This is a genomic window from Hymenobacter edaphi (assembly GCF_003258365.1).
In the GTDB taxonomy this organism is placed as follows: Bacteria; Bacteroidota; Bacteroidia; order Cytophagales; family Hymenobacteraceae; genus Solirubrum; species Solirubrum edaphi.
Genome location: NZ_QHKM01000003.1, coordinates 307674 through 332072, shown reverse-complemented (window position 1 = coordinate 332072; position 24399 = coordinate 307674). Strand labels below are relative to the sequence as shown.

General features: G+C 65.5%; 22 protein-coding genes. 15 read left to right on the top strand and 7 right to left on the bottom strand.

Annotated elements, in window-relative coordinates; translation table 11 throughout:
• Positions 1-222 precede the first annotated feature (222 nt).
• Positions 223-459, top strand: coding sequence for a hypothetical protein (locus tag DLM85_RS11835; protein ID WP_111478314.1), 237 nt, complete (start codon positions 223-225; stop codon positions 457-459).
• A 4-nt stretch (positions 460-463) separates the two neighbouring features.
• On the opposite strand, the gene DLM85_RS11830 is transcribed toward DLM85_RS11835, so the two are convergent.
• The 4 genes from DLM85_RS11830 to pnuC are packed head-to-tail and all read right to left on the bottom strand — an operon-like array spanning position 464 to position 3053.
• Positions 464-880 carry a GNAT family N-acetyltransferase gene (locus tag DLM85_RS11830; protein ID WP_341537765.1) on the bottom strand — a complete coding sequence of 139 codons (417 nt, stop codon included), beginning with the start codon at positions 878-880 and terminating at the stop codon, positions 464-466.
• Between the two features lie 3 nt (positions 881-883).
• Positions 884-1765 carry an aldose 1-epimerase family protein gene (locus DLM85_RS11825; RefSeq protein ID WP_111478312.1) on the bottom strand — a complete coding sequence of 294 codons (882 nt, stop codon included), beginning with the start codon at positions 1763-1765 and terminating at the stop codon, positions 884-886.
• Positions 1762-2343: an AAA family ATPase gene (locus tag DLM85_RS11820; protein WP_111478311.1), complete on the bottom strand. Its 582-nt coding sequence runs from the start codon at positions 2341-2343 to the stop codon at positions 1762-1764. The genes DLM85_RS11825 and DLM85_RS11820 overlap by 4 nt, the downstream gene beginning before the upstream one ends.
• 32 nt (positions 2344-2375) lie before the next feature.
• Positions 2376-3053, bottom strand: a complete 678-nt coding sequence (gene pnuC / locus DLM85_RS11815; protein ID WP_165822118.1) for a nicotinamide riboside transporter PnuC — start codon at positions 3051-3053, stop codon at positions 2376-2378.
• Positions 3054-3257: 204 nt separating this feature from the next.
• Between pnuC and DLM85_RS11810 the strand changes: the two genes are divergently transcribed.
• The gene (locus tag DLM85_RS11810; protein ID WP_111478309.1) at positions 3258-3584 is read left to right on the top strand and encodes a rhodanese-like domain-containing protein; all 327 of its coding nucleotides are present in this window, start codon (positions 3258-3260) and stop codon (positions 3582-3584) included.
• 88 nt (positions 3585-3672) lie between these two features.
• Positions 3673-6207 (top strand): ATP-dependent helicase HrpB, encoded by a 2535-nt coding sequence (gene hrpB, locus DLM85_RS11805; protein ID WP_111478308.1) that lies wholly within the window; start codon positions 3673-3675, stop codon positions 6205-6207.
• 156 nt (positions 6208-6363) lie between these two features.
• Here hrpB and DLM85_RS11800 read toward each other — a convergent pair whose 3' ends face one another.
• Together DLM85_RS11800 and DLM85_RS11795 are read right to left on the bottom strand one after the other, a co-directional pair.
• Positions 6364-7185: a phosphodiesterase gene (locus DLM85_RS11800; protein ID WP_111478307.1), complete on the bottom strand. Its 822-nt coding sequence runs from the start codon at positions 7183-7185 to the stop codon at positions 6364-6366.
• A gap of 86 nt (positions 7186-7271) precedes the next feature.
• A complete protein-coding gene (locus tag DLM85_RS11795; RefSeq protein ID WP_111478306.1) occupies positions 7272-8120 on the bottom strand; it encodes an FRG domain-containing protein in 849 nt (282 codons plus the stop codon).
• A gap of 220 nt (positions 8121-8340) precedes the next feature.
• Between DLM85_RS11795 and DLM85_RS11790 the strand changes: the two genes are divergently transcribed.
• From DLM85_RS11790 to DLM85_RS11745, 10 genes are all read left to right on the top strand, one after another.
• Positions 8341-9120: a DUF2490 domain-containing protein gene (locus tag DLM85_RS11790; protein ID WP_111478305.1), complete on the top strand. Its 780-nt coding sequence runs from the start codon at positions 8341-8343 to the stop codon at positions 9118-9120.
• Between the two features lie 190 nt (positions 9121-9310).
• Complete coding sequence (guaB, locus tag DLM85_RS11785; protein WP_111478304.1) at positions 9311-10789, top strand: IMP dehydrogenase; 1479 nt, start codon at positions 9311-9313, stop codon at positions 10787-10789.
• A gap of 234 nt (positions 10790-11023) precedes the next feature.
• Entirely contained in the window at positions 11024-13108 is a 2085-nt protein-coding gene (locus tag DLM85_RS11780) for a GAF domain-containing SpoIIE family protein phosphatase (RefSeq protein ID WP_111478303.1), read from the top strand.
• A 20-nt stretch (positions 13109-13128) separates the two neighbouring features.
• Positions 13129-13458, top strand: coding sequence for an STAS domain-containing protein (locus tag DLM85_RS11775; protein ID WP_111478302.1), 330 nt, complete (start codon positions 13129-13131; stop codon positions 13456-13458).
• A gap of 26 nt (positions 13459-13484) precedes the next feature.
• Positions 13485-13895 (top strand): ATP-binding protein, encoded by a 411-nt coding sequence (locus tag DLM85_RS11770; protein ID WP_111478301.1) that lies wholly within the window; start codon positions 13485-13487, stop codon positions 13893-13895.
• A gap of 119 nt (positions 13896-14014) precedes the next feature.
• Positions 14015-16345, top strand: coding sequence for a peptidylprolyl isomerase (locus tag DLM85_RS11765; RefSeq protein ID WP_111478300.1), 2331 nt, complete (start codon positions 14015-14017; stop codon positions 16343-16345).
• A gap of 369 nt (positions 16346-16714) precedes the next feature.
• On the top strand, positions 16715-18097 hold the full coding sequence (locus DLM85_RS11760; protein WP_111478299.1) for a peptidylprolyl isomerase: 1383 nt from the start codon (positions 16715-16717) through the stop codon (positions 18095-18097).
• Between the two features lie 111 nt (positions 18098-18208).
• On the top strand, positions 18209-19174 hold the full coding sequence (locus DLM85_RS11755) for an AAA family ATPase (protein WP_111478298.1): 966 nt from the start codon (positions 18209-18211) through the stop codon (positions 19172-19174).
• A gap of 111 nt (positions 19175-19285) precedes the next feature.
• A complete protein-coding gene (locus tag DLM85_RS11750) occupies positions 19286-19747 on the top strand; it encodes a hypothetical protein (RefSeq protein WP_111478297.1) in 462 nt (153 codons plus the stop codon).
• 205 nt (positions 19748-19952) lie between these two features.
• On the top strand, positions 19953-20486 hold the full coding sequence (locus tag DLM85_RS11745; protein WP_165822117.1) for a GNAT family N-acetyltransferase: 534 nt from the start codon (positions 19953-19955) through the stop codon (positions 20484-20486).
• Between the two features lie 96 nt (positions 20487-20582).
• Here the strand turns inward: DLM85_RS11745 and DLM85_RS11740 are convergent, their stop codons facing one another.
• A complete protein-coding gene (locus DLM85_RS11740) occupies positions 20583-21713 on the bottom strand; it encodes a hypothetical protein (protein ID WP_133257023.1) in 1131 nt (376 codons plus the stop codon).
• 174 nt (positions 21714-21887) lie between these two features.
• Between DLM85_RS11740 and recA the strand changes: the two genes are divergently transcribed.
• Positions 21888-22976 (top strand): recombinase RecA, encoded by a 1089-nt coding sequence (gene recA / locus DLM85_RS11735; RefSeq protein ID WP_111478294.1) that lies wholly within the window; start codon positions 21888-21890, stop codon positions 22974-22976.
• Between the two features lie 344 nt (positions 22977-23320).
• Complete coding sequence (locus DLM85_RS11730; RefSeq protein WP_111478293.1) at positions 23321-24148, top strand: DUF3108 domain-containing protein; 828 nt, start codon at positions 23321-23323, stop codon at positions 24146-24148.
• Positions 24149-24399 lie beyond the last annotated feature (251 nt).

The window sequence follows — 24399 nt, the reverse complement described above, 5'->3', positions numbered from 1 at the left end:
TGGCCGTGGCGGGCCGAGTCGGGCGGTCCGGCGCCCGCCGCTGATTCGGCTTGCCTGGCGGCCGCTGGCGCTAGGATAACCCGCTACCCTTAAGTATATTACCTGTGGTTATACTCCTGCGCAAAAAACCGGGCCCGACCAAAACCAGGCCGGCCTTTGTCCCGTTACCTGCTACATAGCCGACGCCGTGGCGCCGGTGGTCACCCCAGCTCGGAAACCGCCATGATTAGCCTTATCTACTCCCTCGTGGTCCTCACCATTCTGGCTTACTTCATGGTGATGCCGCGCCCCACGCCCGCCCGTCCGCCCGCCACCGACAACGACGACGACGGCGGCGAGCCGCTCGACGACGGCCTGCCCGACCTGGATTTGCCGCCGGGCATCTCGCGCCCCATCAACGACTGGGAGCCCGACTACAACCGCCGCCCGGTGCGCCCGCGCGAGCCGATGCTGCTTTGAGGCTCTAGCTCCCGGCCGGCAGCGCGCAGCTCATGCGCACGTACGAAACCGGGCCCTTGTAAAACGCCTCCCCGTCCACGCCGAAGCCAAACTTCCGGTAAAATCCGGCTGTTGACTGCCGGGCATCACACCACAGCCGCCGGGCCCCGCGCTCGGCGGCTGCTTGCATGAGGTACCGCAGCAAAGCCGAGCCGATGCCCCGCCCCTGCCACGCGGGCTCGGTGGCAAACTTGCGGAAGCGCGCTACTTCCCCATCCACGAACAACGATACCACGCTCACCAGCTTTCCATCTTCGAACGCGCCGAAATGCCAGCCCGCCGCATCTTCGGGCAGCTCGACGTAGGCCGGCGGCCGGTCGGGCCAGAGCACGCGGTGGCGCAGGTCGTAGGTAGTGGCGGCGGGAATAGGGCGGATTTCCACCAGCTACTCGGCGCTGATGGTGTACGTGGCCCGGAACGTGGCGCCGGGGGCCAACGTCAGGATGCCTTCCTTGTCGGCCAGCTCGGTGGGGCCACCCACGCTGCTGGCAATGCCGTGCCAGGGCTCGATGCACACGAACGGGGCGCCGGGGCCTTTGGTCCAGAGGCCGAGGTAGGGAAAGCCGTCGAACTGCAGCTGCACGGCGCGGGGGCTGCGGCGGCTCACCAGCGCGAGGCGGGTGAAGTCGTAGTGCTTCAGCACCAGCGCGTCGTGGGCGAATAGCGCGTAAGTCAGCGGCAGCTCCGGGCCGGTGGTCGGCACGGCTTCGCTCTGCCCGTTGAGCAGGCCGCCCTGCAGCAAGTGGCGCTCCAGCTGCACCGGGTGGTCGAAGCGGAAGGCGTAGTCCTCAAAGGTTTCGTCGGGCAGCAGCGGGCAGCGGAAGGCCGGGTGCGCCCCGATGCTGAACAGCAGCTCCGCGTCGGCCGCCGGGTTGCGCACTTCCCAGATGACGTGCACGGTGGTTCCCTGGAGCCGGTGGGTGATGGTCAGCTCGAAGGCGAAGGGAAACCCCTGCCGGCTGTCGGCGTCGTCCATCAGGCGCAGCTGCACCTCCGTGGCCGACGCGCGCACCAGCTCGAAGGCCCGGTCGCGGGCGAAGCCGTGCTGGGGCAGGCGGTAGGCCTGGCCCTGGTGGTAGTAGGTGTCCTCGGGCAGGCGGCCGACGATGGGAAACAGCACCGGCGCGTGGCGGGCCCACACCGCCGGGTCGGCCGGCCAGAGGTATTCGAGGTGGTCGAGGTCTTTGCGGACGAGGCTGCTCAGCTCGGCGCCGTGCTGGTTGACGCGCACGCGGCACTGCGCGTTTTCAAGGAAATAGGCGCTCATAAGGGAAGTTGAAACGGGTCGCGGCCGGGCAGAATGGAATCGGGCACCCGGCCCAGCAGGGTATCGACCAGAAAGCAGGCTTCTTCGAGGCGGTGGGCCTCTGAGCCGCTGATTTCGGCGAAGTTCGAGAGCTGCCCGCTCAGCTCGCGGCGGTACAGCTCGTAGAAGTACTGGCGCAGGTGCGGATGCTCGCGCCGCGGGTCCGGCTCCCAGGGAATGTCGGTGCCCAGCAGCAGAATCAGGTCGTAGCGGTGCTGCTCGATTTGCTCGCGCACCCAGTTGGGGCACTGCCCGAAGGCGTGCTCGGCCCACACTTTGATGACCAGCAGCTCGGTGTCGCAGAAAATGACCGGCAGGCCGCGCGCTTCGGCTTCGGCCACGGCGGCGGCTTCGGCGGCCAGCTGCCCGCGGGCAATGGCTTCGAGGTCGTCGGGGGTGTAGTCGAGCCCGATGCCGCGTCGGTCGAGGTACTCGCGGGCGTACTCGGGCACCCACAGCGTGCCGTAGCGGGCGGCCAGCTGCTGGCTCAGGGTGGTTTTGCCCGTTGATTCGGGGCCAGTGAGGGCAACGCGCAGCATCAGCGGGCGGCGGAGTACAGGTGCGACATAGACTAGCGGCGGGGTTGTTCTTCGAGGGCGGCGACGACGGGCGGCACGACGGGCGGAGCGGCAGCTTCGCGGCGCTGGCGCATCAGCGCCCACCACTGCCAGAGACCGTACACGGCCAGGCCCAGAAATATCACGTACTGCACGCTGAACAGCACAATGCCGCGCTGCCAATACAGCCCCACGTACAGCACGTCGACACCAATCCAAAGCAGCCAGTTTTCCAGCTTCTTACGCGCAATCTGGTACTGGGCCGCGATGCTAACGGCCGTGGCGAAGTTGTCGAGGTAGGGCGCGGCGGCGTCGGTGTAGGTATCGAACAGGTAGCCGGCAACGGCGGTGAAGCTGCCCACGAAAGCCAGCAGCAGCAGCCACAGCCGCCCGCTGGTGAAGGTGATGGGCAGTTCGGCTTCGGCCGGGGCGCCGGCGGGCTTACGCACCCATTCCCACCAGCCGTAAATGCCGAGCACGATGAACACGCCCTGCAAACCGGCGTCGGAGTAAAGCTTGGCCCGCGCGTACACCACGGCGGCCAGGGCACAGGCCACCAGGGCCACGGGGAAGTTCCAGACCGAGGAGCGGGCCACCAGCCACACGCAGGCCAGCCCGGTGACGAAGCCCCAGACTTCCAGGGCGGAGCTGTTCAGTACGGCCGCCCAGAGTTCAGACCAGAATGCTGCCAAGCAAGGAAATATCGACGGAGGTGAGGACGTAGGCGGGCCGGCCGCTACCGGGCCCACCGCCAAAGCTAACGACTCCCGGCCTACTTTTGCCGGTGAAATGGCGGGATGGTGAAATGGTGAGTGACGCCCTGGCTGCACTATTCGCGCGGTTTTGCTCCTCCAACCATCAAACTCACCGTTTCACCACCCCGCCATTTCACCGCCATGTCCCTGCCCGAACTCACGCCCGAACAACTCCGCGACCGGCTGGCCGCCGGCGAAACCCTGCAGCTCATCGACGTGCGCCAGCCGGAAGAGTTTGAGTACTGCCGCATCGCGGGCAGCCAGCTGATTCCGCTGGGCGAGCTGGCCCGCCGCGCCGACGAAATCAGCCCGGAGCAGCCCGTGGTGCTTATCTGCCACCACGGCGTGCGCTCCATGCAGGCCCTCAGCTACCTGCAGCACCGCCGCGGCCTGCAGAACCTGCTGAACCTGCGCGGCGGCATCCACGCCTGGTCGGTGCGGGTGGACCCGGCAGTACCGGTGTATTAAGGGAAGTGGTGAGATGGTGAACTGGTGAGTGCCGTCTACCAAGCCAGAACGTCAAGCTCACCAGTTCACCATCTCACCACCTCCCCAGTTGACCTTCCCCGACCTGCCCATCCGCGCCGCGCTGCCCGAGCTGCTGGCGGCCCTCGAAGCCGGCAACCGGGCCGTGCTGCAGGCCCCGCCCGGCGCCGGCAAGACCACGCTGGTGCCGCTGGCCTTGCTGGCGGCGCCCTGGCGGCCGGCCGAAGGCAAAATCATCGTGCTGGAGCCGCGCCGGCTGGCCGCCCGCGCCGCCGCCACGCGCATGGCCCAGCTGCTGGGCGAGCCGGTGGGCCAGACCGTCGGCTACCGCGTGCGCCTCGAAAACAAGGTTTCGGCCCGCACCCGCATCGAAGTCGTGACCGAGGGCATCCTCACGCGCCTGGTGCAGGACGACCCAGCCCTGGAAGGCGTGGCCGCCGTGCTCTTCGACGAGTTCCACGAGCGCAGCCTGCAGGCCGACCTGGGCCTGGCCCTCGCCCTCGACGCCCAGCAGGTGCTGCGGCCCGACCTGCGCCTCGTCGTCATGTCGGCCACTTTGGATGCGGCCCGGCTCGGTCCTTGGCTGCAGGCGCCGGTGGTGACCAGCGAAGGCCGCATGTACCCCGTCGAGACCATCTACCTGAGCCCGCGCCGCGCCGCCGGCCTCTCGAACCGGCCCGGGGAGCGGCTGGCCGAGCTGACGCCCGCCGCCGTGCGCGAGGCCCTCGGCAGCCAGGCCGGCGACGTGCTGGTATTTTTGCCCGGCCTGGCCGACCAGCGCCGCGTGGGCGAAAAGCTCGAGGCCACGCTGCCCGCCGACGTGGACCTGCACGTGCTGCACGGCGAGCTGCCGCTGGACCGGCAGGACGCTGCCCTGCGCCCCGCCCCCGCCGGCCGCCGCAAGGTGGTGCTGGCCACCAGCATTGCCGAAACCAGCCTCACCATCGAAGGCGTGCGCGTGGTGGTCGACGGCGGCTTTGCCCGGGTGCCGCGCTTTGTTGCCCGCACCGGCCTGACCACATTGGAAACCGTGCCCGTCAGCCAGGCCGCCGCCGACCAGCGCCGGGGCCGCGCCGGCCGCCTCGGGCCCGGGGTGTGCTACCGCCTCTGGCCCGAAATCGACCAGGCGGTGCTGCCCGCGCACCTGCCGCCCGAAATTCTCACCGCCGACCTCAGCGCCCTGGCCCTGGAGCTGGCCCTCTGGGGCGCCGACGCCCCGAACCTGCTCTGGCTCGACGCACCGCCTGCCCCGGCCCTGGCCCTGGCCCGGGAGCTGCTCGGGCGCCTGGGGGCCCTCACACCCGCCGGCCAGCCCACCCCGCACGGCCGCGAGCTGGCCCGACTGGGTTTGCCGCCGCGCCTGGGCCACCTGGTGGTGCGCGGCCGGGAGCTGGGCCACGGCCCCACCGCCTGCGCCCTGGCGGCCCTGCTGGCCGAGCGCGACATTCTGCGCGCCACCGACGGCCGCCCCGCCCCGCCCGACCTGCGCCTGCGCCTCGAAGCCCTGCAAACCGGTCGCGCCCCCCTGCCCGGCCTGCTGCCCGACAGCCAGGGCCTGCGCCGCGTGCGCGAAGCCGCTACCGCCCTGCGCGGCCGGGCCGGCGTGCAAGCCGCCAACCTCGAGCCCGACCTCGCCGGCCTGCTGGCCGCGCTGGCCTACCCCGACCGCCTCGGCCAGCGCGAAGGCCCGGACCGCCTGCGCCTGGTCACCGGGCAGCGGGTGCAGCTGCCGGCCGAGTTCTTCGCCGGCTCCGACGTGTTTTTCGCCGCCGCCCACCTCGACGGGCCTGCCAACGCACCCCGCGCCGCCCTGGCCGCCCCGCTTTCGAAGGCGGAAGTCGAGGAATTATTCGGGGAGCAGATCAGCGAGCAGGCCGCCGTGCAGTTCGACGCCGCCACTGGCCGGGTGCTGGCCCGCCGGCTGCGCCGCCTGGGCGCGCTGGTGCTGGCGGAAACCAACCTGCCCAACCCCAGCGCCGACGACGTAGCGGCGGCCCTGCTCACGGCCGTGCTCGAGGGCGAACTGCGGGCCCTCAGCTGGACCGCCGCGGCCCAGCACGTGCGCGAGCGGCTGGGCTTCCTGCACCACCTCGCCCCGGCCGACTGGCCCGCCGTGTCCACCGAAGCGCTGCTGGCCGACGCGGCCGAGTGGCTGGCGCCCAACCTGGCCGGCCTGCGCAGCCTCGCCGATGTGGGCCGCCTCGACGTGGCGGAGCTGCTGCTGCAGCGCCTGCCCGGCGGCTGGAGCCAGCGCCAGGAACTGGACCGCCTCGCCCCCTCGCACCTGGAAGTGCCCAGCGGCTCGCACGTGCGCATCGACTACGGCGACGCGGCCGCGCCGGTGCTGGCCGTGAAGCTGCAGGAGCTGTTTGGGCTGGTGGAAACGCCCGCCGTGGCCGCCGGCCGGGTGCCGCTGCTGCTGCACCTGCTCAGCCCCGGCGGCCGCCCCGCCCAGGTCACCCGCGACCTGCGCAGCTTCTGGGAAAAAGGCTACTTCGAGGTGCGCAAGGACCTGAAGGGCCGCTACCCCCGCCACCCCTGGCCCGACGACCCGATGAACCACATTCCCACCAAGCTCACCAAGCGGCGCCTGGAAGGGCTGTAGCGCGGCAGCGGGCGTCTCCCGGCCAAGCGCCGGGGTGCGCCCGCTGCCGCGGCTAGCATTTCGCCCGTCCAGCGCGTCTGCGGGGCGCAAGCCAGTGCCGGGCAGCCCCCCGGCGCTGGTCGTGTCGGCCACCCGAATGCGCCTGGTGGCGCGGCGCTATTCCCGCACCGGCCTGGGCGGCATCAGCCACTCGGCGCCGTCGTACACCTCCACCACCGGGCCGTGCGCGCCGATGGTGCTGGTGTAGCTCAGCAGCCCGGCCGCGTCGTCCCACACGTGCAGCAGCACGGCGGGCGGCTCCATCACTACGTGCAGGCGCTGCTTCTCGCGTGCATCGGGCAGCAGCTGGTGCAGCGTGGAGGGGCAGGTCTGGGCGATGGTGCCGGCAAAGCGCCGCGTGATGCCCGTGTGCACGTGCCCGGCCACCACGCGCTGCACTTGCGGGTGCCGCGCCACCAGGGCCTCGAAGGCGGCGGCCCCGGCCAGCCCCATCTGTTCGTAGGCGTACAGGCCCGTCGGGAAAGGCGGGTGATGCATAAAAATCAGCGTCGGGCGCGCCGGGGCTTCCGCCAGCCGCTCGGCCAGCCAATCCAGGCGGGGCACGTCGAGCAGGCCGCTGTCGTGGCCCGGCAGCAGGGTATCCAGCCCGATGAGCCGCAGCGGGCCGGCGTCGTCCACCACGTACTGCACCAGCTCCGGCAGCGCCTGGCGGCCCTGCTCGCCCATCACGCGCCGCAGCCCGGGGCGCTGGTCGTGGTTGCCCGGAATGGCGTAGACGGGCATCGTCAGCGGCCGCAGCGCCTCCCGGAACGCGGCGTATTCGCTGGCCGAGCCGGTGTCCGTGCAGTCGCCGCTGACGATGACCACGGCGGGCGGGGCGGGCAGGCGCAGCAGGTGCGCCACGGCGGCCCGCAGCCGCTCGGTGGGTTCGTCGTGGCCGTCCTTGATGTGGGTGTCGCTGAGCTGGGCAATGAGCATGGGCTTGCTGATTGGGGGTGACGAATACGTTACGGCAGCACGTACGGCCCCGGGCGGGATGCCTGCTGCCGGTTCGGCCCGCGGTGCTAGCCCAGCAAGTCTTGGCCGGAGCCGAGCGGCTGCCCGCCGTGGCCGGTGGTGGGGCTGTAGTGGCGGTGCAGCCAGCGGCTCAGGCCGCCCAGGCCGGGGAACAGCACCCGCTCGGTGATGTTGGCCTGATCGAGCTTGTCGCGGGTTTCCCACTTCAGGCGGGCCGGCAAGATGATGCGGTAAAACAGCTCCGGGTGCTCTTCCAGCCAGCTGTCCAGGTTGGCGTGCGGCGTCGACATCAGGGCAAACAGTGCGTACTGGTGCACGATGCGCGCATCCAGCGAAGGCGGCTCCAGAAACAGCAGAAACGGCTGCTCGGGCTGCATTTCCTCCAGCTCGCGCAGATTCCGGCACACGGGCTGCAGCAGCTCGGGCGTAAACACGTTGGAGCCCTCGGCGCGCAGGGCCTCGCGCAGCCGGGCGGGCATGTATTCGGCTGCCTTCACGTAGTTCAGCGCCCAGATAACGCCGTCCTGGTGGTAGGCTTCCAGGTCGTCGGTGGCGAAGTGCAGGGCCACGTAGGGCGAGTACGTCCAGTCGAGCAGGCGGGTGGGCAGGCCGTGGTGCTGGGCCACGGCCAGCCAGTCCCACACCGAGGCCTGGTCGGGAATGGCCGTGTCGTGGGCGTACTTGCGGAAGTTGCGCAGCAGGTGGTGCTCCAGCTCGTGGTAGGGCCCGCCGAGACGCTGCAGGCTGGTGCTCAGGGTGTAGGCCCGGGAGCGGACGCCCCGGTACACAAACGGCGAGCGGAACCGGCCGATGCGGCCGTCCCAGGTGTCGCGGAACAGGACGTGCTGCAGCTCCTCCCAGGAGCTGACTTCAATTTCGTTCGGGGAGCTGGACACGGGCGGGGAGCGGTTGGGGAAGAGCGGCTCTGCAAGTACGCAAAGTTGGCGCGGGCGCCGCTACCGCCGGGCCCGCATTACCGGGGCGGCGCCCCGCCGAAAAACATAACATACCAAGGGCTAAAACTTAACATACCAGCGCCTAACATTCCCGTAACATTCCCCGATCTTCGGTAACAGTTTCTTAACACCGGTTGCCCGTCCGTTTTCCCACCCCGGTATGATTTCACGTTTCCGCGCCGCCGGGCTGCTCCTGGCCCTTGTTTTTCCCCTGCTTGCCACGGCCCAGCAGCTGCCCGAAGGCCGCGTGGCCGACCGCAACGACAACGTGTGGGGCGTCTACAACGGCCGCTTCCGCCTCAGCGACAAGTGGGGCCTCTACTCCGAAGCCCAGCTGCGCCGCACCGATTCGGGCCGCCGGCCCCAGCAAAGCGTGCTGCGCCTGGCCGCCGACTACTACGCCGGCCCCCAGCTGCTGCTCAGCGCCGGCGCCATCTACCAGAAAGTGTACCCCTACGGCGCCTTCCCGGCCGCCGACGTAGCCCCCGAGCACGGCTTCTACGAGCAGTTGCAGCTGGGCGACGCCAGCGGCCGGGTGCAGCTGCAGCAGCGCTACCGCCTGGAGCAGCGCTGGATTCGCTGGCCCGAAGCCAGCCGCTACACCTTCCAGCACCGCGCCCGCTACCAGCTGGGCGTGCTGCTGCCGCTGTTCGGCCCCCGCATTGCGCCGCGCATGCCCTACCTCACCGCCGCCGACGAAGTGATGCTCAACTTCGGCCGCCACGCCGCCAACGTGTTCGACCAAAACCGGCTGTACGTCGGGCTGGGCTACGCCGCCTCCCGCCTGGTGCGCCTGGAAGCCGGCTACCTGAATCAGCTGCTGCAGCAGCGCAACGGCCGCGTGTTCGAGCACAACCACACCCTGCAGCTGAGCTTGCTGCTCAACGTGGATCTGCGCCCGGAATCATCGGCGCCCGTTGCTTTGCCGGCGGTTTATTGAATCAGCTTGAACCGGGCCCCGGACCGTCATGCCTCGGCTGCGCTCGGCATGCCGGTCTAACAGCACACGAATCGGCCAACCCCGATCCGGTTAGCTTTCCATTAAGTAAGTCCCTGCGTTGGGCAGAGTAGGGAATTCGCCGTAGCTTTGCGTGGCAAGAGGAGTAAACCACGCTAAAAGCCTTTTGCCTATGGCCGCCGACCCCGCCGCCAAGATTGCCTTCGAGGCCCTGACCTACGACGACGTACTGCTGCTGCCAGCTTACTCCGAGGTTCTGCCCCGCGACGCCGACGCCGGCACCCGGCTCACCCGCCGCATCACCCTCAACATCCCGTTCGTTTCGGCCGCCATGGACACGGTGACCGAGGCCGACATGGCCATTGCTATGGCCCAGGAGGGCGGTATCGGGTTCATTCACAAGAACATGAGCATCAAGCAGCAGGCCAACCAGGTCCGCCGCGTGAAGCGCAGCGAAAGTGGTATGGTGCTCGACCCGATTACCCTCAGCAACACGGCCACCCTGGGCGACGCCCAGAAGCTGATGCGCGACAACAAAATCGGCGGTATTCCCATCGTCGACACCGAGCGCCGCCTGCTGGGCCTGCTCACCTCGCGGGATATGCGCTTCGAGAAGGACCCGGCCCGCCCCGTCACGGAGTTGATGACGCCCGGCAACCGGCTCATCACCACGCCCGTGGGTACCGACCTGGCTCAGGCCGAAATCGTGCTGCAGGACAACCGGGTGGAAAAGCTGCCGGTGGTGGACGCCGACGGCCGCCTGCAGGGCCTCATCACCTACCGCGACATCCGCAAGCGCCGCAGCCGCCCCCGCGCCTGCAAGGACGAGTTCGGCCGCCTGCGCGTCGGGGCTGCCGTGGGCGTGACGCCCGACACCCTGGACCGCGTGAAGGCGCTGGTGGAAGCCGGCGTCGACGTCATCAGCATCGACACCGCCCACGGCCACAGCAAGGGCGTGATTGACATGGTCAGCCGGGTGAAAAAGGAATTCCCGCAGCTGGAGCTGATTGCCGGCAACGTGGCCACCGCCGCGGGCGCCAAGGCCCTGGCCGACGCCGGCGCCGACGCCGTGAAAGTAGGCGTGGGCCCCGGCTCCATCTGCACTACCCGCATCATTGCCGGCATCGGCGTACCGCAGCTCTCGGCCGTGATGGAAGCCGCCCGCGGCCTCGCCGGCACCGGCGTGCCGGTCATTGCCGACGGCGGCATCAAGTTCTCCGGCGACGCGGTGAAGGCCCTGGCCGGTGGCGCGTCGAGCATCATGATTGGCTCCTTGCTGGCCGGCACCGAGGAGGCGCCCGGCGAGGTCATCATCTACGAGGGCCGCAAATTCAAAACCTACCGCGGCATGGGCTCGGTGGAAGCCATGGAGGAAGGTTCGAAGGACCGCTACTTCCAGGACGCCGAGGACGACGTGAAAAAGCTGGTGCCCGAGGGCATTGTGGGCCGCGTGGCCTTCAAGGGCAGCACCGCCGAAGTGCTGTACCAGCTGGTGGGCGGCCTGCGCGCCGGCATGGGCTACGTGGGCGCCGCCGACGTGCCCGCCCTGCAGCAGGCCCAGATGGTGCGCATCACCGGCGCCGGCCTGCGCGAGTCGCACCCCCACGACGTGCAGATTACCCGCGAGGCACCCAACTACAGCTCCCGCTAATTCTGGCTGTGGCCCGGAAGCGGCTGGCGCTGCTTCCGGGCGTTTTCAGGGTTGCTTTACGCCGAACCGCCGCCCACTTTGGGGCGGCGGTTTTGGTATCCCGCTGACTGCCAGCCGTTCCTTGTTAAAAGCCCGTTAAAGGGCTTATCTATTTTCTGGGGGGTTCGTATCTTGGACCTCCTGTCGCTTCCGTTGCCGTTTTTTGACGGCGCCTTGCCCTCTCCACCACCACGCATGATTGCACTGCTCCGCAAGCTTATTCCGCTAGCCCTGCCCGTGGCGGTGCTCAGTTGGCTGGGGCTGTTGCTGTGCATGTTGTTGCGCGCCAGCCCACCCGCGGCGGCCCGCTGGGGCCTGCCACCCGATTGGGTTATTCTGACTACCCAAGCCCTGTTTGCCGCCGGCGTGTTCTTGCACGAGCGCGCCCGCCCCGACCGCCTGCGCGGCACCGAGTTTGTGCCCCTGCTGCGCCAGCTGCTGGTGTGGCCCGGCGCCCTGGCGGCCGTGTGCGTGGTGCTGCACCTGGCCGAGCGCCTGCTGGCCGCCTACGTGCCCGACCGCGGCCCGGTGCTGCTGAATGCGTTCTACGTCATCAACCTCGGCCTCTTCGTCTACTTCCTGGCCCGCACCTGCTACACGTGGCGGTCCTTGGTGTTTTTCCGCTCCCAGCCGCGCATCCGGCAGGAATGGCGCTGGTTTGAGGTGCTGCTGGGCGTGGCCCTGATGTTCCGTCTGGTCAGCGGCGACTCGATTTCCTGGTTTATCCTGCCGGTGCTGCTGGTGCTGGCGGGCCTGGGCGTGTACCTGAGCGCGCACCAGCAGTGGATTGCCTACCTGAACCGCCGCCAGAAGTGGGAAATCGTATTTCTGCAGCTGGCCATCCTGGGCGTTATGACGGTGTTCGGGGCTTACTTCTACAGCTTGCAGAACGACCCGCAGCTGGCCGGTCCGCTGGCTCAGCACGCTTTTCTGGTGCTGACGAGCTTTTTCGCCGGTTTCTACGCCGTGATGGGCTTCCTCGTGACCCTGTTCAACCTGCCCACGGCGGGCGTGTTCGAGCAGAAGCGCGAGGAAATCCTGAGCATGCAGCGCCTTTCCCAGCTGATTCAGAAAGGGCAAAGCGAAAAGGAGGTTTACTCGCTCCTGTTTGACTCCGCCGTGCAAACGGTGGAGGCCGACGCCGCGTGGCTCGACCTCGACACCGACGGCGACGCGCCCGGCTTTTCTTATCAGGTAGATGCGCCCACCCGCGAGGGCATCTGCCGCCTGCTGGCCGACTACAACATCGGCCACATCGAGTACCTCAACAACGACCTGCCCAACAGCGCCGGCTTCCGCGCCCTGGAGCTACCCTACGGCTCGCTCATCGTGATGCCGCTGCGCTCCACCAAGCACCACTACGGCACGCTCTACCTGCTGAAGGAAACCCGCCAGGGCTTCGACCGCGAAAACCTGAGTTTGCTGCAAATCTTCACCAACCAGACGGTGCTCAGCATCGAAAACCTGCGCCTGCTGCAGGAGTCCTTGCAGACGGAGCGGGTAAAGGAGGAGCTGAAGATTGCCAGCCTGGTGCAGGAAAGCCTGATTCCGAAGACTTTGCCGGCCGACAGCTGGTTTGAAATCCGTTGGCACAGCCTGCCCGCCCGCGAGGTCGGCGGCGACTTCTACGACTTTCTGCAGCTCAGCGCCTCGCGCATTGCCATCATCATCGGCGACGTGTCGGGCAAGGGCACCACGGCGGCCTTCCACGTGGCCCAGATGAAGGGCATCTTCCACTCCCTGATGCTGCTCGATAAGCCCGAAAAGGGCCAGCCCCTGCAGCCGAGCAAGTTCATGGCCATGGCCAACCAGGCCCTGAGCCACTGCCTGGAGCGCAGCTCGTTTATCACCGCCTCCTTCTACATCGTCGATTACAAGGAGCGGGGCTTCGCGTTTGCGCGGGCCGGGCACTGCCACACGCTCTACTACAATGCCATTACCGAGGAAACCTTCTATTTCCAGACGGAAGGCCTCGGCCTGGGCATCCTGCGCGACCCGGCGGCCTACGAGAAGCGCATCAAAAACATGTACTACGACTACAATCCCGGCGACGTGATGGTCATGTACACCGACGGCATCGTGGAGGCGCGCAACGCCCAGGACGAGGAGTACGGCGAGGACCGCCTGCGCAAGCTCCTGGAACGCAGCCACTACCTCGAAGCCGAGGACATCAAGCAGAGCATCATCCGCGACGTGGAGGAGTTCAGCCGCGGCCTGCCGCCCTTCGACGACCAGACCCTGCTCATCATCAAGTTCAAGAACGCCCAACCCCTCGCCTGACCCGCGCGTAGAACTCAGCTATGAAAATTGTACCCCACGCCACCACCGATACCCTCACCCTCGCCCTCGACGGCGAACTGGACGCCAGCTCCTCGGTGTCGCTCGACACCGAGCTGACCAAGCCCGACGTGCTCGACTACCGCAAGGTAATGATTGACTGCCAGCGCCTTAACTACATTTCTTCGGCCGGCCTGGGCGTGTTCATCTCGCACCTGCAGCGCTTTCAGGATGCCGGCGTGAAGCTGGTGTTTTTCAACATGCAGGACAAAGTCCACAACGTGTTCGAGATTCTGGGCCTCGACTCGCTGATGACCATTGTGCCCACCCAGCAGGAGGCTACGGCCGTTTAATTTCGTTGTCTACGCCCGATTTCGCCATGCAGCACACCATCCGCGTCAGTTGCAGCCGCAGCAATCTGAAGACGGTGCGCGATTTTGTGGCGGGCGTGCTGCAGGAGCACCAGCTCTCCGATATTCTGCAGAACCAGATTATTCTGGCCGTCGACGAGATTGTGGCCAATCTGATCATTCACTCCAACCAGGAGGACGAGCACAAGCACCTCGACATCCGGGTGGAAATTGCCGACCACGAGTTTCGCTTCGAAGCCGAGGACGACGGGCAGTCCTTCTCCCCCACCGAATACCGCGACCCGGACCTGCAGGAGCACATCCGCATCGGCAAGAAGGGCGGCGTGGGCATTGCCCTCGTCAACCGCATCATGGACCACGTGGAGTACACCACCATTGGCACGCGCAATTTTTGCCGGCTGAGTAAGCGCCTGCCCTGAGCATCAGGCCGCCCCGGGGCTTCGGCAGGCGCCGATTTTTGCGTAACATTGCGACAAGCAGCCGTCCGCGCCGGGCGTGACCTAGCGTACGGACGGCTTTTTTGTGCCAATTAGTTTGTATGCGTAACAACCGCATTCTGTTTTCCGGCGCCGCCGCGGTGGCCGCCTTCCTGGCCGCTTGCCAGGCCGCTAAACCCACTACTGCAACCTCTACCCCGCAGCCGGTCCTGATGACCCTGGGCACCCACGAGGTGCCCGCGTCGGAGTTTGCCTACGTGTACCGCAAAAACAACAGCGCCGCCCCCGATGCCGGCAGCAAGGCCAGTGTGCAGGAATACCTGAACCTGTACACCAACTTCAAGCTGAAGGTCATCGAAGCCGAAGCCAAGGGCCTCGACACCACGCAGGCCTTCAAGCGCGAGCTGGAGGGCTACAAGCAGCAGCTGGCCCAGCCCTACCTGACGGAGAAAAGCGTCACGGATCAGCTGGTGCGCGAGGCTTACGAGCACATGCAGAAGGAGGTCAACGCCTCGCACATTCTCATCCGCGTCACGCCCGAGGCCGACCCCAAGGACACGCTGGCGGCCTACAACAAGGTGGTGGCCCTGCGCCAGCGCGTGACCGGCGGCGAGGACTTCGAGAAAGTGGCCCGCGAAACCTCGGAAGACCCTTCGGCCCGCGAAAACGGCGGCCGCCTGGGCTACTTCACGGCTCTGCAGATGGTGTACCCGTTTGAGGCCGCGGCCTACAAAACGCCGGTGGGCCAGGTGTCGCAGCCGATCCGCACGCGCTTCGGCTACCACATCATCAAGGTCAACGACCTGCGCCCGGCCCAGGGCGAAATCAAGGTGGCCCACCTGATGGTGCGCGCCACGCCCGGCATGCCCAAGGCCGACTCCGTTATGGCCAAGAAAAAGGTCGACGAGCTGTACAGCCGCCTGCAGAAGGGCGAAAACTGGGACAAGCTCGTGGCCCAGTTCTCGGAAGACCAGGGCTCGGCCGCCAACGCCGGGGAGCTGCCGCCCTTCGGCACCGGCCGCATGATTCCCTCGTTCGAGGAAGCCGCTTTCAAGCTGCAGACGCCCGGCCAGCTGGCCGGCCCCGTGCAGACGCCCTACGGCTGGCACATCATCAAGCTGATCGAAAAGCAGTCGGTGCCCACCTTTGAGCAGTCGGAAGCCGGGCTGAAGCAGAAAGTGGCCAAAGACTCCCGCTCGGAGCTGAACCGCGCCGCCTTCATCAAGCGCGTGCGCACCGAAAACCACTTCACCGAAGTGGCCCCGGTGAAAGACCTGCTGCTGGCCCAGGCCGATACCGCGCTGACGGCCGGCCGCTTCAAAACCGATGCCTACCTGACCCGGCTGACCAACGTACCGGCCGCCAAGGGTAAAAAGAGCACCGTGGCCGGCGCCACGCCCGTCTTCACCATCGGCGCCAAGCCCTACACAGTGAAGGACTTCGCCGGCTACGTGGAGCAGCACCAGCAGGCCCGCCCCGGCACCTCGCCCAGCTACGCCATGCAGCTGCTCTACGACCAGTTCGTGGACCAGTCGCTGATGGAGTACGAGCGCGCCAACCTGGAAACCAAGCACGAAGACTACCGCATGCTCGTGAAAGAGTACCGCGACGGAATTCTGCTGTTCCAGCTGATGGACGAGAAAGTGTGGTCGAAGGCCATCGAGGACACCGTGGGCCTGCAGAAGTACTTCACCGAAAACCAGGCGAAGTACCAGTGGGAGCCGCGCGTGCAGGCCACCGTCATCAACGCCGCTACGCCGGAGCTGCTCAAGAAAGCCCAGCAGCAGCTGGCCGTGGGCCAGTACGTGGTGCAGCGCGACATGCCGCCGGCCCTGGAATTCCGCCCCAACACGACGGAAATGACCAAGTCTGCCCTGCTGAACCGCACCCGGCTGCTGGAGCGCCTGGTTATGGATGGCGCCCTGAGCGTACGCATCACGGGCCAGACCAAAGCCGGTGAAAAAGCCAGCCTGGCCAAGGACCGCGCCCAGCGCGTGGTGAAATTCCTGACCGACAGCAAGCTGCCGATGAGCCGCATCAGCTCGGCTACGGCGGCCCGCCCCGGCGCGGCCGTGGCCAAAATCGAGCTGCTCAGCAACCAGACCAGCGTGCTGGAGGAAATGCTGAACAACCAGGCGCAGAACCCGCTGGGCGTGCAGATTCAGCAGCGCGCCTTCCCGAAAGGCGACAACAAAGTGGTGGATGGCGTGCCCCAGCAGCCCGGCACCTACACCGTGCAGCAGGACGGCCGCTACTACGCCGTTAAGGTGGAGAAAGTGCTGCCCGCTGGCCCCAAAACCCTCGCCGAAGCCCGCGGCCAGGCTACCTCCGACTACCAGAACTACCTGGAGCAGCAGTGGGTGCAGGAGCTGCGCGGCAAGTACCCGGTGAAGGTCAACGACGCCGAAGTGAGCAAGCTTACGACCAAGTAAACCACGGATTGGCTGCGCCGAACTTCGTTTCGACGGATTTTTCGGATTGTAGCTCCGCGGCGCTTCGGTTGTGGACGATTTAAGTGGTGCCACGGCGTGCAGCCGTGGCACCACTTTTTTACGCCGCTGGCATCGTCGCCCCTGGCTTTGCGGCGGCTCCCCGCCAAATGACATCCGGGAGCCGGCGGCCGGGTCTGCAACCTCCGCGCGTTTGCCGGGCTCTTTGGGGGTAGCGAAGCCGGCTTTTTGTCTGCGCAGCTATTTATGTTGAAATTTACCGGCCGCTTTTGGCGTTTGCCCCAGCGGGGTGGAGGTGCCGGCCGTCATCGGGCGTTTGCCGGGCCCGCCACCGTTGCTTTTTCTTCTGACATGACCCATTTGTTTCGTTTCGCCGCCCTGCTGCTGCTGGCCGTGCTGGCCTTCGGCAGTACCGAGGCGCAAACCCTGGCCGGGGTAGGCCGCTCGGGCCCCGCCCGCCAGACGGTCGACGGCATCATCGTGAAAGTCGACAACCAGATTGTGCTGCGCTCCGACCTGGACGGCATCTACCAGCAGCAGCTGCAGCAGGCCGAGGGCAAGCCCCTGCCGCCCGACATTCAGTGCAAGATTCTGCAGTCGCTCACGCTCAACAAGCTGCTGCTGGCCAAAGCCGAAACCGACTCGGTGGTGGTGGAAGACTCGCAGGTGAACAACGAGCTGAACCGCCGTATGAACTACTTCATCCAGCAGATCGGCTCGGAGAAGAAGCTGGAAGAGTACTACAACAAGCCCCTGCGCCAGCTCAAGGAAGAGCTGCGCATTCAGGTGAAGGAGCAGCTGGTGCAGCAGAAGATGCAGGACCAGATTGCGGGCAAGGTGACGGTGACGCCCCGCGAGGTGCGCCAGTTTTTCGGCAAGATTCCCAAGGACTCCCTGCCCTACTACTCCACCGAGGTGGAAGTGGGTCAGATCGTGAAGCTGGCCAAGCCCGACGAGAAGGCCGAGCAGGCCGTGCTGGCCAAAATGAACGATTTGCGCGCTCAGGTGCTGGCCGGCGCAGATTTTGCCGCCCTGGCCAAGCAGTATTCCGAAGATCCGGTGTCGGCCAAGGACGGCGGCAACCTGGGCTTCTTCAAGCGCAAGGAGCTGGTGCCCGAGTACGAGGCGGCGTCGCTGCGCCTGGAGCCGGGCGGCCTTTCGCCCATCGTCAAGTCGCAGTTCGGCTACCACCTGATTCAGCTGATCGAGAAGAAGGGCGACTCCTACAACACCCGCCACATCCTGATGAAGCCCGTCTCGGGCGGAGCCGACGTGGATGCGGCTTCGGCGGCGCTGCTCAAGCTCCGCTCGCGCATCCAGCACGACAGCATCACCTTTGCCAAGGCGGCCAAGGACATGTCGGAGGATAAAGAATCGGGTGCCAACGGCGGCCTGCTCGCCAACCGCCGCGACGGCAGCTCCTACATTCCGCTCGACCAGCTCGACCCGGCCATCTTCTTCACCATCGACACGATGAAAGTGGGCCGCATCAGCCAGCCCCTGCCCTACCGCACCGACGACGGCAAGGACGCGGTGCGCATCATCTGGCTGAAGTCGAATACCCCGCCCCACCAGGCCAACCTCAAGGACGACTACCAGAAGATTGCGCTGGCGGCCCTGAACCAGAAGAAAAATAAAGCCCTCGACGAGTGGTTTTTGCGCAACCGCGGCACCGTGTTTATCGAAGTAGACCCCGAGTATGCCGGCTGCAAAGTGCTGGATACCGAACAATAAGCGGTTGTCCGTTGTCAGTTTTTAGTTGTCAGGCCTGACGCAGCCTCCGGGCGCGGAACCTCGACCATACCATACTGACAACTCGCAACTGACAACTGATAACTCCCCTTAATGCGCACATACTCCTCGGACAAAGAAGCGGCTGACGCCCTGGCGCAGTCGTACCGCACCTTGCGGCAGGAAATCGGTAAAGTCATTATCGGGCAGGACGAAGTGGTGCAGCTGATGCTGACGGCCGTTTTCTCGCAGGGCCACGCCCTGCTGGTGGGCGTGCCGGGCCTGGCGAAGACCTTGCTGGTGCAAACCATCAGCAACGCGCTGGACCTTTCCTTCAACCGCATTCAGTTCACGCCCGACCTGATGCCCAGCGACATCGTGGGCTCGGAAACGCTCAACCAGCAGCGCGAATTTCACTTCGTGAAGGGGCCGATTTTCGCCAACATCATCCTGGCCGACGAAATCAACCGCACGCCGCCCAAGACGCAGGCGGCCCTGCTGGAAGCCATGCAGGAGCACGCCGTGACGGTGGCCGGGCAGCGCTACCAGCTGCCGCGCCCCTTCTTCGTACTGGCCACGCAGAACCCCATCGAGCAGGAAGGCACCTACCCGCTGCCCGAGGCGCAGCTGGACCGCTTCATGTTCAACATCACGCTGGACTACCCCAGCTACGAGGCCGAGCTGCAGATTGTGAAAAACACCACGGCCGACCTCAAGCCCGTGGTGCAAAAAATCCTGCACGCCGACGAAATCGAGGCCTTCCAACACCTGGTGCGCCGCGTGCCGGTAACGGACAACGTCATCGAGTACGCCGTGAACCTGGTGCACAAAACCCGCCCCGGCGGGCCCCGCGCCACTCCGCGCGCCACCCAGCTGCTGGAGTGGGGCGCCGGGCCCCGCGCCTCCCAGCACCTCATCGTGGGAGCCAAGTGCAACGCCCTGCTCCACGGCAAGTACTCCCCCGATATCGAGGACGTGCGCGCCGTGGCCCCGGCCATCCTGCGCCACCGCATCGTGCGCAACTTCAAGGCCGAAGCCGAAGGCGTGACGGTGGATCAAATCGTAAAAGAACTTTTGTAAGACATGAGACGATGAGACCTGAGAAGTGAGGTAATCGACCACGTACAACGAACTGGTTGCTGACGTCCATCCCACTTCTGATATCTCACCGTCTTACCTCTCAACTTCGAAATGGAAGTCCAAGGCTACTACGACAGCTTTTCCCGCAACCTGCACATGGCCGACGACGCGCTGCGTGCCGGCCTCGACCTGCGCACCACCGCCCTCGAAACCTCGCTGCCGCTGGAAATCTACGTGCTCAGCGAAGTGCTCAACCACGGCGGGGCGTCGTTTCAGCTCACCACCGACGGCCTGAGCCGCGTGGCCGAGTTCAAGCAGCAGTACGAAGCCAGCTTCGACAGCAGCAACGCCATCATGCGTCGCCTGCTCGACGACGCGAAGGACTACATGAAGACGCCCGAGGGCCGCGTGCTGACCAAGGAAATGCTGATCCGCCGCCTGGAGTTTTTCAACGAGGCCGCCCGGCAGATGAACGTGATGCGCACCCAGCAGTCCTTGGGCAGCCCGGCCCAGTACCGCCACCCGCACCTGCCCGAAGCTGCCCTGATTTCGACGCTGCCGGCTCAGCGCTAACCGCCCCGCCTCGGCATTGATCCAGGCCCAGGCTGCTCTGCGGAGCGGGCCTGGGCCTTTTCACGTCGTTGGCCCCTTCATGAACACGGGGTGGGGCTTCCCCGTGGTGGTGGCCCCGGCCCCGCTTCGGCCGGCTTTTTTGCCGCCAATACTCCTGCGGCGTGCAACCGTTTCGCCCCGCTTTTCGTGTGCCATAGCGCCGCCTATGACGCTTCTGCCTACGCTGCCGCCGACGCCCCTGCGCACGGCCCGCCTGCTGCTCCGCCCTTACCTGCTCACCGATGCGCCCGCCTTCTTCGCCCTGCTCGACGCGGAGGCGGAGCGCCTGCAACCCGCTTTCCCGCGCCGCGTGGCCTCGGTGCGCACCTACGCCGACGCGGAACAGCAGCTGCGCCTGTTCACGGAGCAGTGGCGGCAGCGGCGCCTGCTGGTGTGGGGCATCTGGCAGCTCGGCACCGGCCAGTACCTGGGCGACATCAGCCTGCAGCCCGATTCGCCCCGCATTCATACCGGCGAAATCGGCTACTACCTCGCCGCCGCCGCCGAGGGCCAGGGCTACGCCCGCGAGGCCCTGGCCGCCGTGGCCGATTACGCCTTCGCCGTGCTGCATGCCCGCCGCCTCACCCTGCGCTGCCGCTCCGACAACCAGCGCAGCCAGGCTACCGCCGAAGCCCTCGGCTTCCGCTGCGAAGGCCCCGATGAGGTCGGCATCTGGCACTACGCCCTAACGCGCAGCTGATAGACAGCGCAGAACCGGCGGATCAGGTGCCCTTTCCTATTGATTGCCTTGACTACCGGACTTCCCGACGGCCGTTCGGCTCCGTCTTTTCGCCGCTTATTCGCGCTTGAGCGTGGTCAGGCGGAATTCGCGGTTGAAGTTGATGTAGGTGCCGAAGGAAAACTCGATCTGCCGGTTGGTGAAGTCGTAGAACGGCTCGAAGCGCGTGCTGAGCGTCAGGCCGTCGGTGAGGCGGTAGTCGCTGAAGAAGCGCAGGATGAGCAGGTGACGGTTCCGCTCGGTGTAGGCGGGGTTGCGCACGGTGGCCGAAACCGACTGGTAGAGCGGCCCGCCCTGCGGCGCCACGAAGCCCTGGCCGCGCCAGTAGCTGAGCTGGATTTTCGAAAAGCGGGTGTCGGCGCCCAGGTTCAGGTAGAGGCCGGTGCCGTTCTTGTAGGGCAGCTCCCGCGTGAAGGAATAGTCGTGGAAGAAGGTGCCGTAGGCGTCGGCGTACCAGCTGTGCAAGAATTTGCGGCCTACCTCCTTGCGTACGCGCAGGCCGCTGGCTACGTTGAACAGGGTTTGCAGCGGCGTTTCGATGGTGTCGAGCTGCCCGCCGCGGTGCATGGCCAGAAACTGAAACGGCACCCGCACCAGCCAGCCGCTGGAGTCGCGCACTACAGCCGCATCGGCCACCAGCCCGCCGGCAATGCGCTCCTGGAAGTCGCTGAAGCGGTACTGTTGCCGCTGCCAGTCCACCCAGGCATCCAGGGCCCAGCGGCGGGTGGTGTACTGGTACTGCATGCCCTCTTCCAGCCGGTTGAGCATCACGCGCTCGAAGTCGAACAGCGGCTCGATGTAGTTGTGGTTGAGGTGGGCGTCGATGTTGCCGAACAGGATGCGGTGCGGCCCCGTCTGGTAAATGGCCGTGAACAGCGGCTGCACCTGCCGCAGGCGCGGGTTGCCGTAATCCTTGTAGAGGAAGATGCCGCCCTCCAGCCGCAGCTTGGGACTGGGAAAGTACGCCAGGCGCGTGGCCAGCTGGGTGCCGTAGTAGGTGCGGCCCTCGAAGATCTTGTTGAAATATTCGTTATCCTTCGTAAACAGAAAGGCCTGCACGGCCAGCCGCAGCTGGTTATCGTACTCCGGCCGGACCGGGGCGCGGTACTGAAACGCCCGGTTGTCGAGCTGGCCCCATACTAACGGGCTTATAAAACACAGAACCCCAGCTACTAATAGTTTTAGCAAAGATTTTCTCATATATTTATTGCGCAGTTGGCACAAAAAGGCGGTCGGCTGTGTTAGAAAAAGCTGCCTGCAACGGACGCTAGCGCGGTTTTTACCGTCGTAGCTTCGCCGCTGGCCGCCTGGCCCGAAAGGACTTTCAAACCTACATCATATCTCCCCAACCCCCAGCAACACATGGCTGCTACCACTGACAAGACGGTCAACCAACAAGCCGAGAAACTGAAGGCGCTTCAGCTCACGATGGACAAGCTTGACAAAGCCTACGGCAAGGGCACCGTCATGAAGCTGAGCGACAACAAGGTCGGCGACATTCCCGCCATCAGCACCGGTTCGCTCGGGCTCGACATTGCCCTCGGCATTGGTGGGCTGCCCCGGGGCCGCGTCGTTGAGATTTACGGCCCGGAATCCAGCGGTAAAACCACGCTGACCATGCACGCCATTGCCGAAGCCCAGAAGAAGGGCGGCATTGCCGCGTTCATCGACGCCGAGCACGCCTTCGACCCGCTGTACGCCCAGAAGCTCGGCATCGACACCGAAAACCTGATTATCTCGCAGCCCGACAACGGTGAGCAGGCCCTCGAAATTGCCGATCAGCTGATTTCCTCGGGTGCCATCGACATCATCGTTATTGACTCCGTGGCCGCCCTGGTGCCGAAAGGCGAACTGGAAGGCGACATGGGCGACTCGAAAGTGGGCCTGCACGCCCGCCTCATGTCGCAGGCCCTGCGCAAGCTCACCGGCACCATCAACAAGACCGGCTGCCTGTGCATCTTCATCAACCAGCTGCGCGAGAAAATCGGCGTAATGTTCGGCTCGCCCGAAACCACCACCGGCGGTAACGCCCTGAAATTCTACGCCTCCGTCCGCCTCGACATTCGCCGCATCGGCCAGATCAAGGAGGATAAAGACAACGTAACCGGCAACCGCACCAAGGTGAAGGTGGTGAAAAACAAAGTCGCGCCGCCCTTCAAAGTGGTCGAGTTTGACATCATCTACGGAGAGGGCATCAGCAAAGTCGGCGAAATCCTCGACCTGGCTACCGATATGGGTATTATTGCCAAGTCGGGCTCGTGGTTCTCGTACAACGGCAACCGCCTCGGCCAGGGCCGTGAGGGTGTGAAAACCATCCTGCAGGACAACCCCGAGCTGGCCGACGAAATCGAAGCCAAGGTGCGCGCCATGGCCAAGGGTGAGCCCGAAGCCGTAGCCGCCGCCATTCCGGTGGACCTGAGTGGCCCCGAGGACGGCGAAGACACGCTGTAAGCTCCGCTGATTTGCTGAAAAAGCCCGCTGCACTTCGCAGCGGGCTTTTTTGTGTCTTCTCGGTTTGTAGAGGCGCCTAGTTGCGTCTCGTCGTCCGCGCTACGCGGAAGTATTAAGGTGTGACCATTCAATGACCCGTCTGGAATCCGCGTCGCTCCGGCTGGGATGCCGCCGGATTATTTTCGCAGCGCGCAGAACTTCAACTATATAAACCGCCGTTAATCTGCGCAGCCAGCAAATCCCGTATAAGCCTTTCGCCGGGCAAAACGCCGCGGTATATTTGCTTGGCACCTGCTTTGCCTAGCGTCAAAAAGCCCCCGATTGCATATCGTTTACCTGTTTACATGAACCGTCGCCCCTGGCTTCTGCTTTCCCTACCTGCCCTGCTGAGCGTCGGCCTGATGGCCTTCGCGCCGAACGAGGCGCCGCGCACGATTCGCAACGACAGTTTCCGGCGCGGCGAAACGATGCAGTACAAAGTGCACTACGGCCTGATTACGGCCGCGGAAGCTACTATCGAGCTGGCGGACGACCTGCACAAGGTGAACGAGCGGCCCTGCTACAAGGCCACCGTGACGGGCCGCACCACCGGCTCCTTCGACCTGTTTCTGAAAGTGCGCGACACCTGGCGCTCCTACATCGACACGACGAGCATTCTGCCGCAGCGCTTTTTCCGCAACATCGAGGAAAACAACTACCGCAAGCGCGAAACCGTGGACTTCGACCACTACAAGAACACGGTGGACGTGGAGTCGCACAAACGGGACAAGACCAAGATCAAGCGCGAGTCGTACAAGGTGCCCGACAACGTGCAGGACCTCGTCAGCGGCTTCTATTTTCTGCGCACGCTCGACTACTCGAACCGCAAAGTGGGCGAAATGATCAACGTGAAGGGCTTCTTCGACGACGAGGTGTTCGACATGACGGTGAAGTACATGGGCCGGCAGAACGTGGAAACCAAGGCTGGCGTCATCCGCGCCATCCGCCTGACGCCCAGGATGCCCAAGAACAAGCTGTTCCGCGGCGAAGACGCCATTTCCGTGTACCTCTCCGACGACCGGAACAAGATTCCGGTGCTGTTCGAGGCGGAAATGTTCGTGGGCTCGGTGAAGATTGATATGTACAAAGTCAGCGGCCTGAAAAACAAGCTGGCCGTGGTGGCCAAGAACTAACCCACGGATTCGACGAATTCATCCGGATTACACGGATGCTGGGCAATTGCTATCCGGAAGGCACGGAGTAACCTAAATGGCGTCACGGCCTTAAGCCGCAGCACCATCCGGTTCCGAATCGTCTACGAAATCCGTGTAATCCGGATGAATCCGTCGAATCCGTGGTTCACAATATGGTAACACGCACACTCCCTGGCCAGGCGGTATTTTTGTGGCGCAACGCGTGCCTTTGCTCACCTAAGTCATTCCCG

Bases quoted from the DNA above. Each gene is read 5' to 3' on its own strand.
- DLM85_RS11780 (WP_111478303.1), top strand. From the start codon at position 11,024: ATGATTGCACTGCTCCGCAAGCTTATTCCGCTAGCCCTGCCCGTGGCG.
- DLM85_RS11755 (WP_111478298.1), top strand. From the start codon at position 18,209: ATGCGCACATACTCCTCGGACAAAGAAGCGGCTGACGCCCTGGCGCAG.
- DLM85_RS11770 (WP_111478301.1), top strand. From the start codon at position 13,485: ATGCAGCACACCATCCGCGTCAGTTGCAGCCGCAGCAATCTGAAGACG.
- DLM85_RS11800 (WP_111478307.1), bottom strand. From the start codon at position 7,185: ATGCTCATTGCCCAGCTCAGCGACACCCACATCAAGGACGGCCACGAC.
- DLM85_RS11775 (WP_111478302.1), top strand. From the start codon at position 13,129: ATGAAAATTGTACCCCACGCCACCACCGATACCCTCACCCTCGCCCTC.
- DLM85_RS11730 (WP_111478293.1), top strand. From the start codon at position 23,321: ATGAACCGTCGCCCCTGGCTTCTGCTTTCCCTACCTGCCCTGCTGAGC.
- DLM85_RS11810 (WP_111478309.1), top strand. From the start codon at position 3,258: ATGTCCCTGCCCGAACTCACGCCCGAACAACTCCGCGACCGGCTGGCC.
- DLM85_RS11750 (WP_111478297.1), top strand. From the start codon at position 19,286: ATGGAAGTCCAAGGCTACTACGACAGCTTTTCCCGCAACCTGCACATG.
- recA (WP_111478294.1), top strand. From the start codon at position 21,888: ATGGCTGCTACCACTGACAAGACGGTCAACCAACAAGCCGAGAAACTG.
- DLM85_RS11790 (WP_111478305.1), top strand. From the start codon at position 8,341: ATGATTTCACGTTTCCGCGCCGCCGGGCTGCTCCTGGCCCTTGTTTTT.
- DLM85_RS11760 (WP_111478299.1), top strand. From the start codon at position 16,715: ATGACCCATTTGTTTCGTTTCGCCGCCCTGCTGCTGCTGGCCGTGCTG.
- DLM85_RS11820 (WP_111478311.1), bottom strand. From the start codon at position 2,343: ATGCTGCGCGTTGCCCTCACTGGCCCCGAATCAACGGGCAAAACCACC.
- DLM85_RS11825 (WP_111478312.1), bottom strand. From the start codon at position 1,765: ATGAGCGCCTATTTCCTTGAAAACGCGCAGTGCCGCGTGCGCGTCAAC.
- DLM85_RS11835 (WP_111478314.1), top strand. From the start codon at position 223: ATGATTAGCCTTATCTACTCCCTCGTGGTCCTCACCATTCTGGCTTAC.
- guaB (WP_111478304.1), top strand. From the start codon at position 9,311: ATGGCCGCCGACCCCGCCGCCAAGATTGCCTTCGAGGCCCTGACCTAC.
- DLM85_RS11745 (WP_165822117.1), top strand. From the start codon at position 19,953: ATGACGCTTCTGCCTACGCTGCCGCCGACGCCCCTGCGCACGGCCCGC.
- DLM85_RS11765 (WP_111478300.1), top strand. From the start codon at position 14,015: ATGCGTAACAACCGCATTCTGTTTTCCGGCGCCGCCGCGGTGGCCGCC.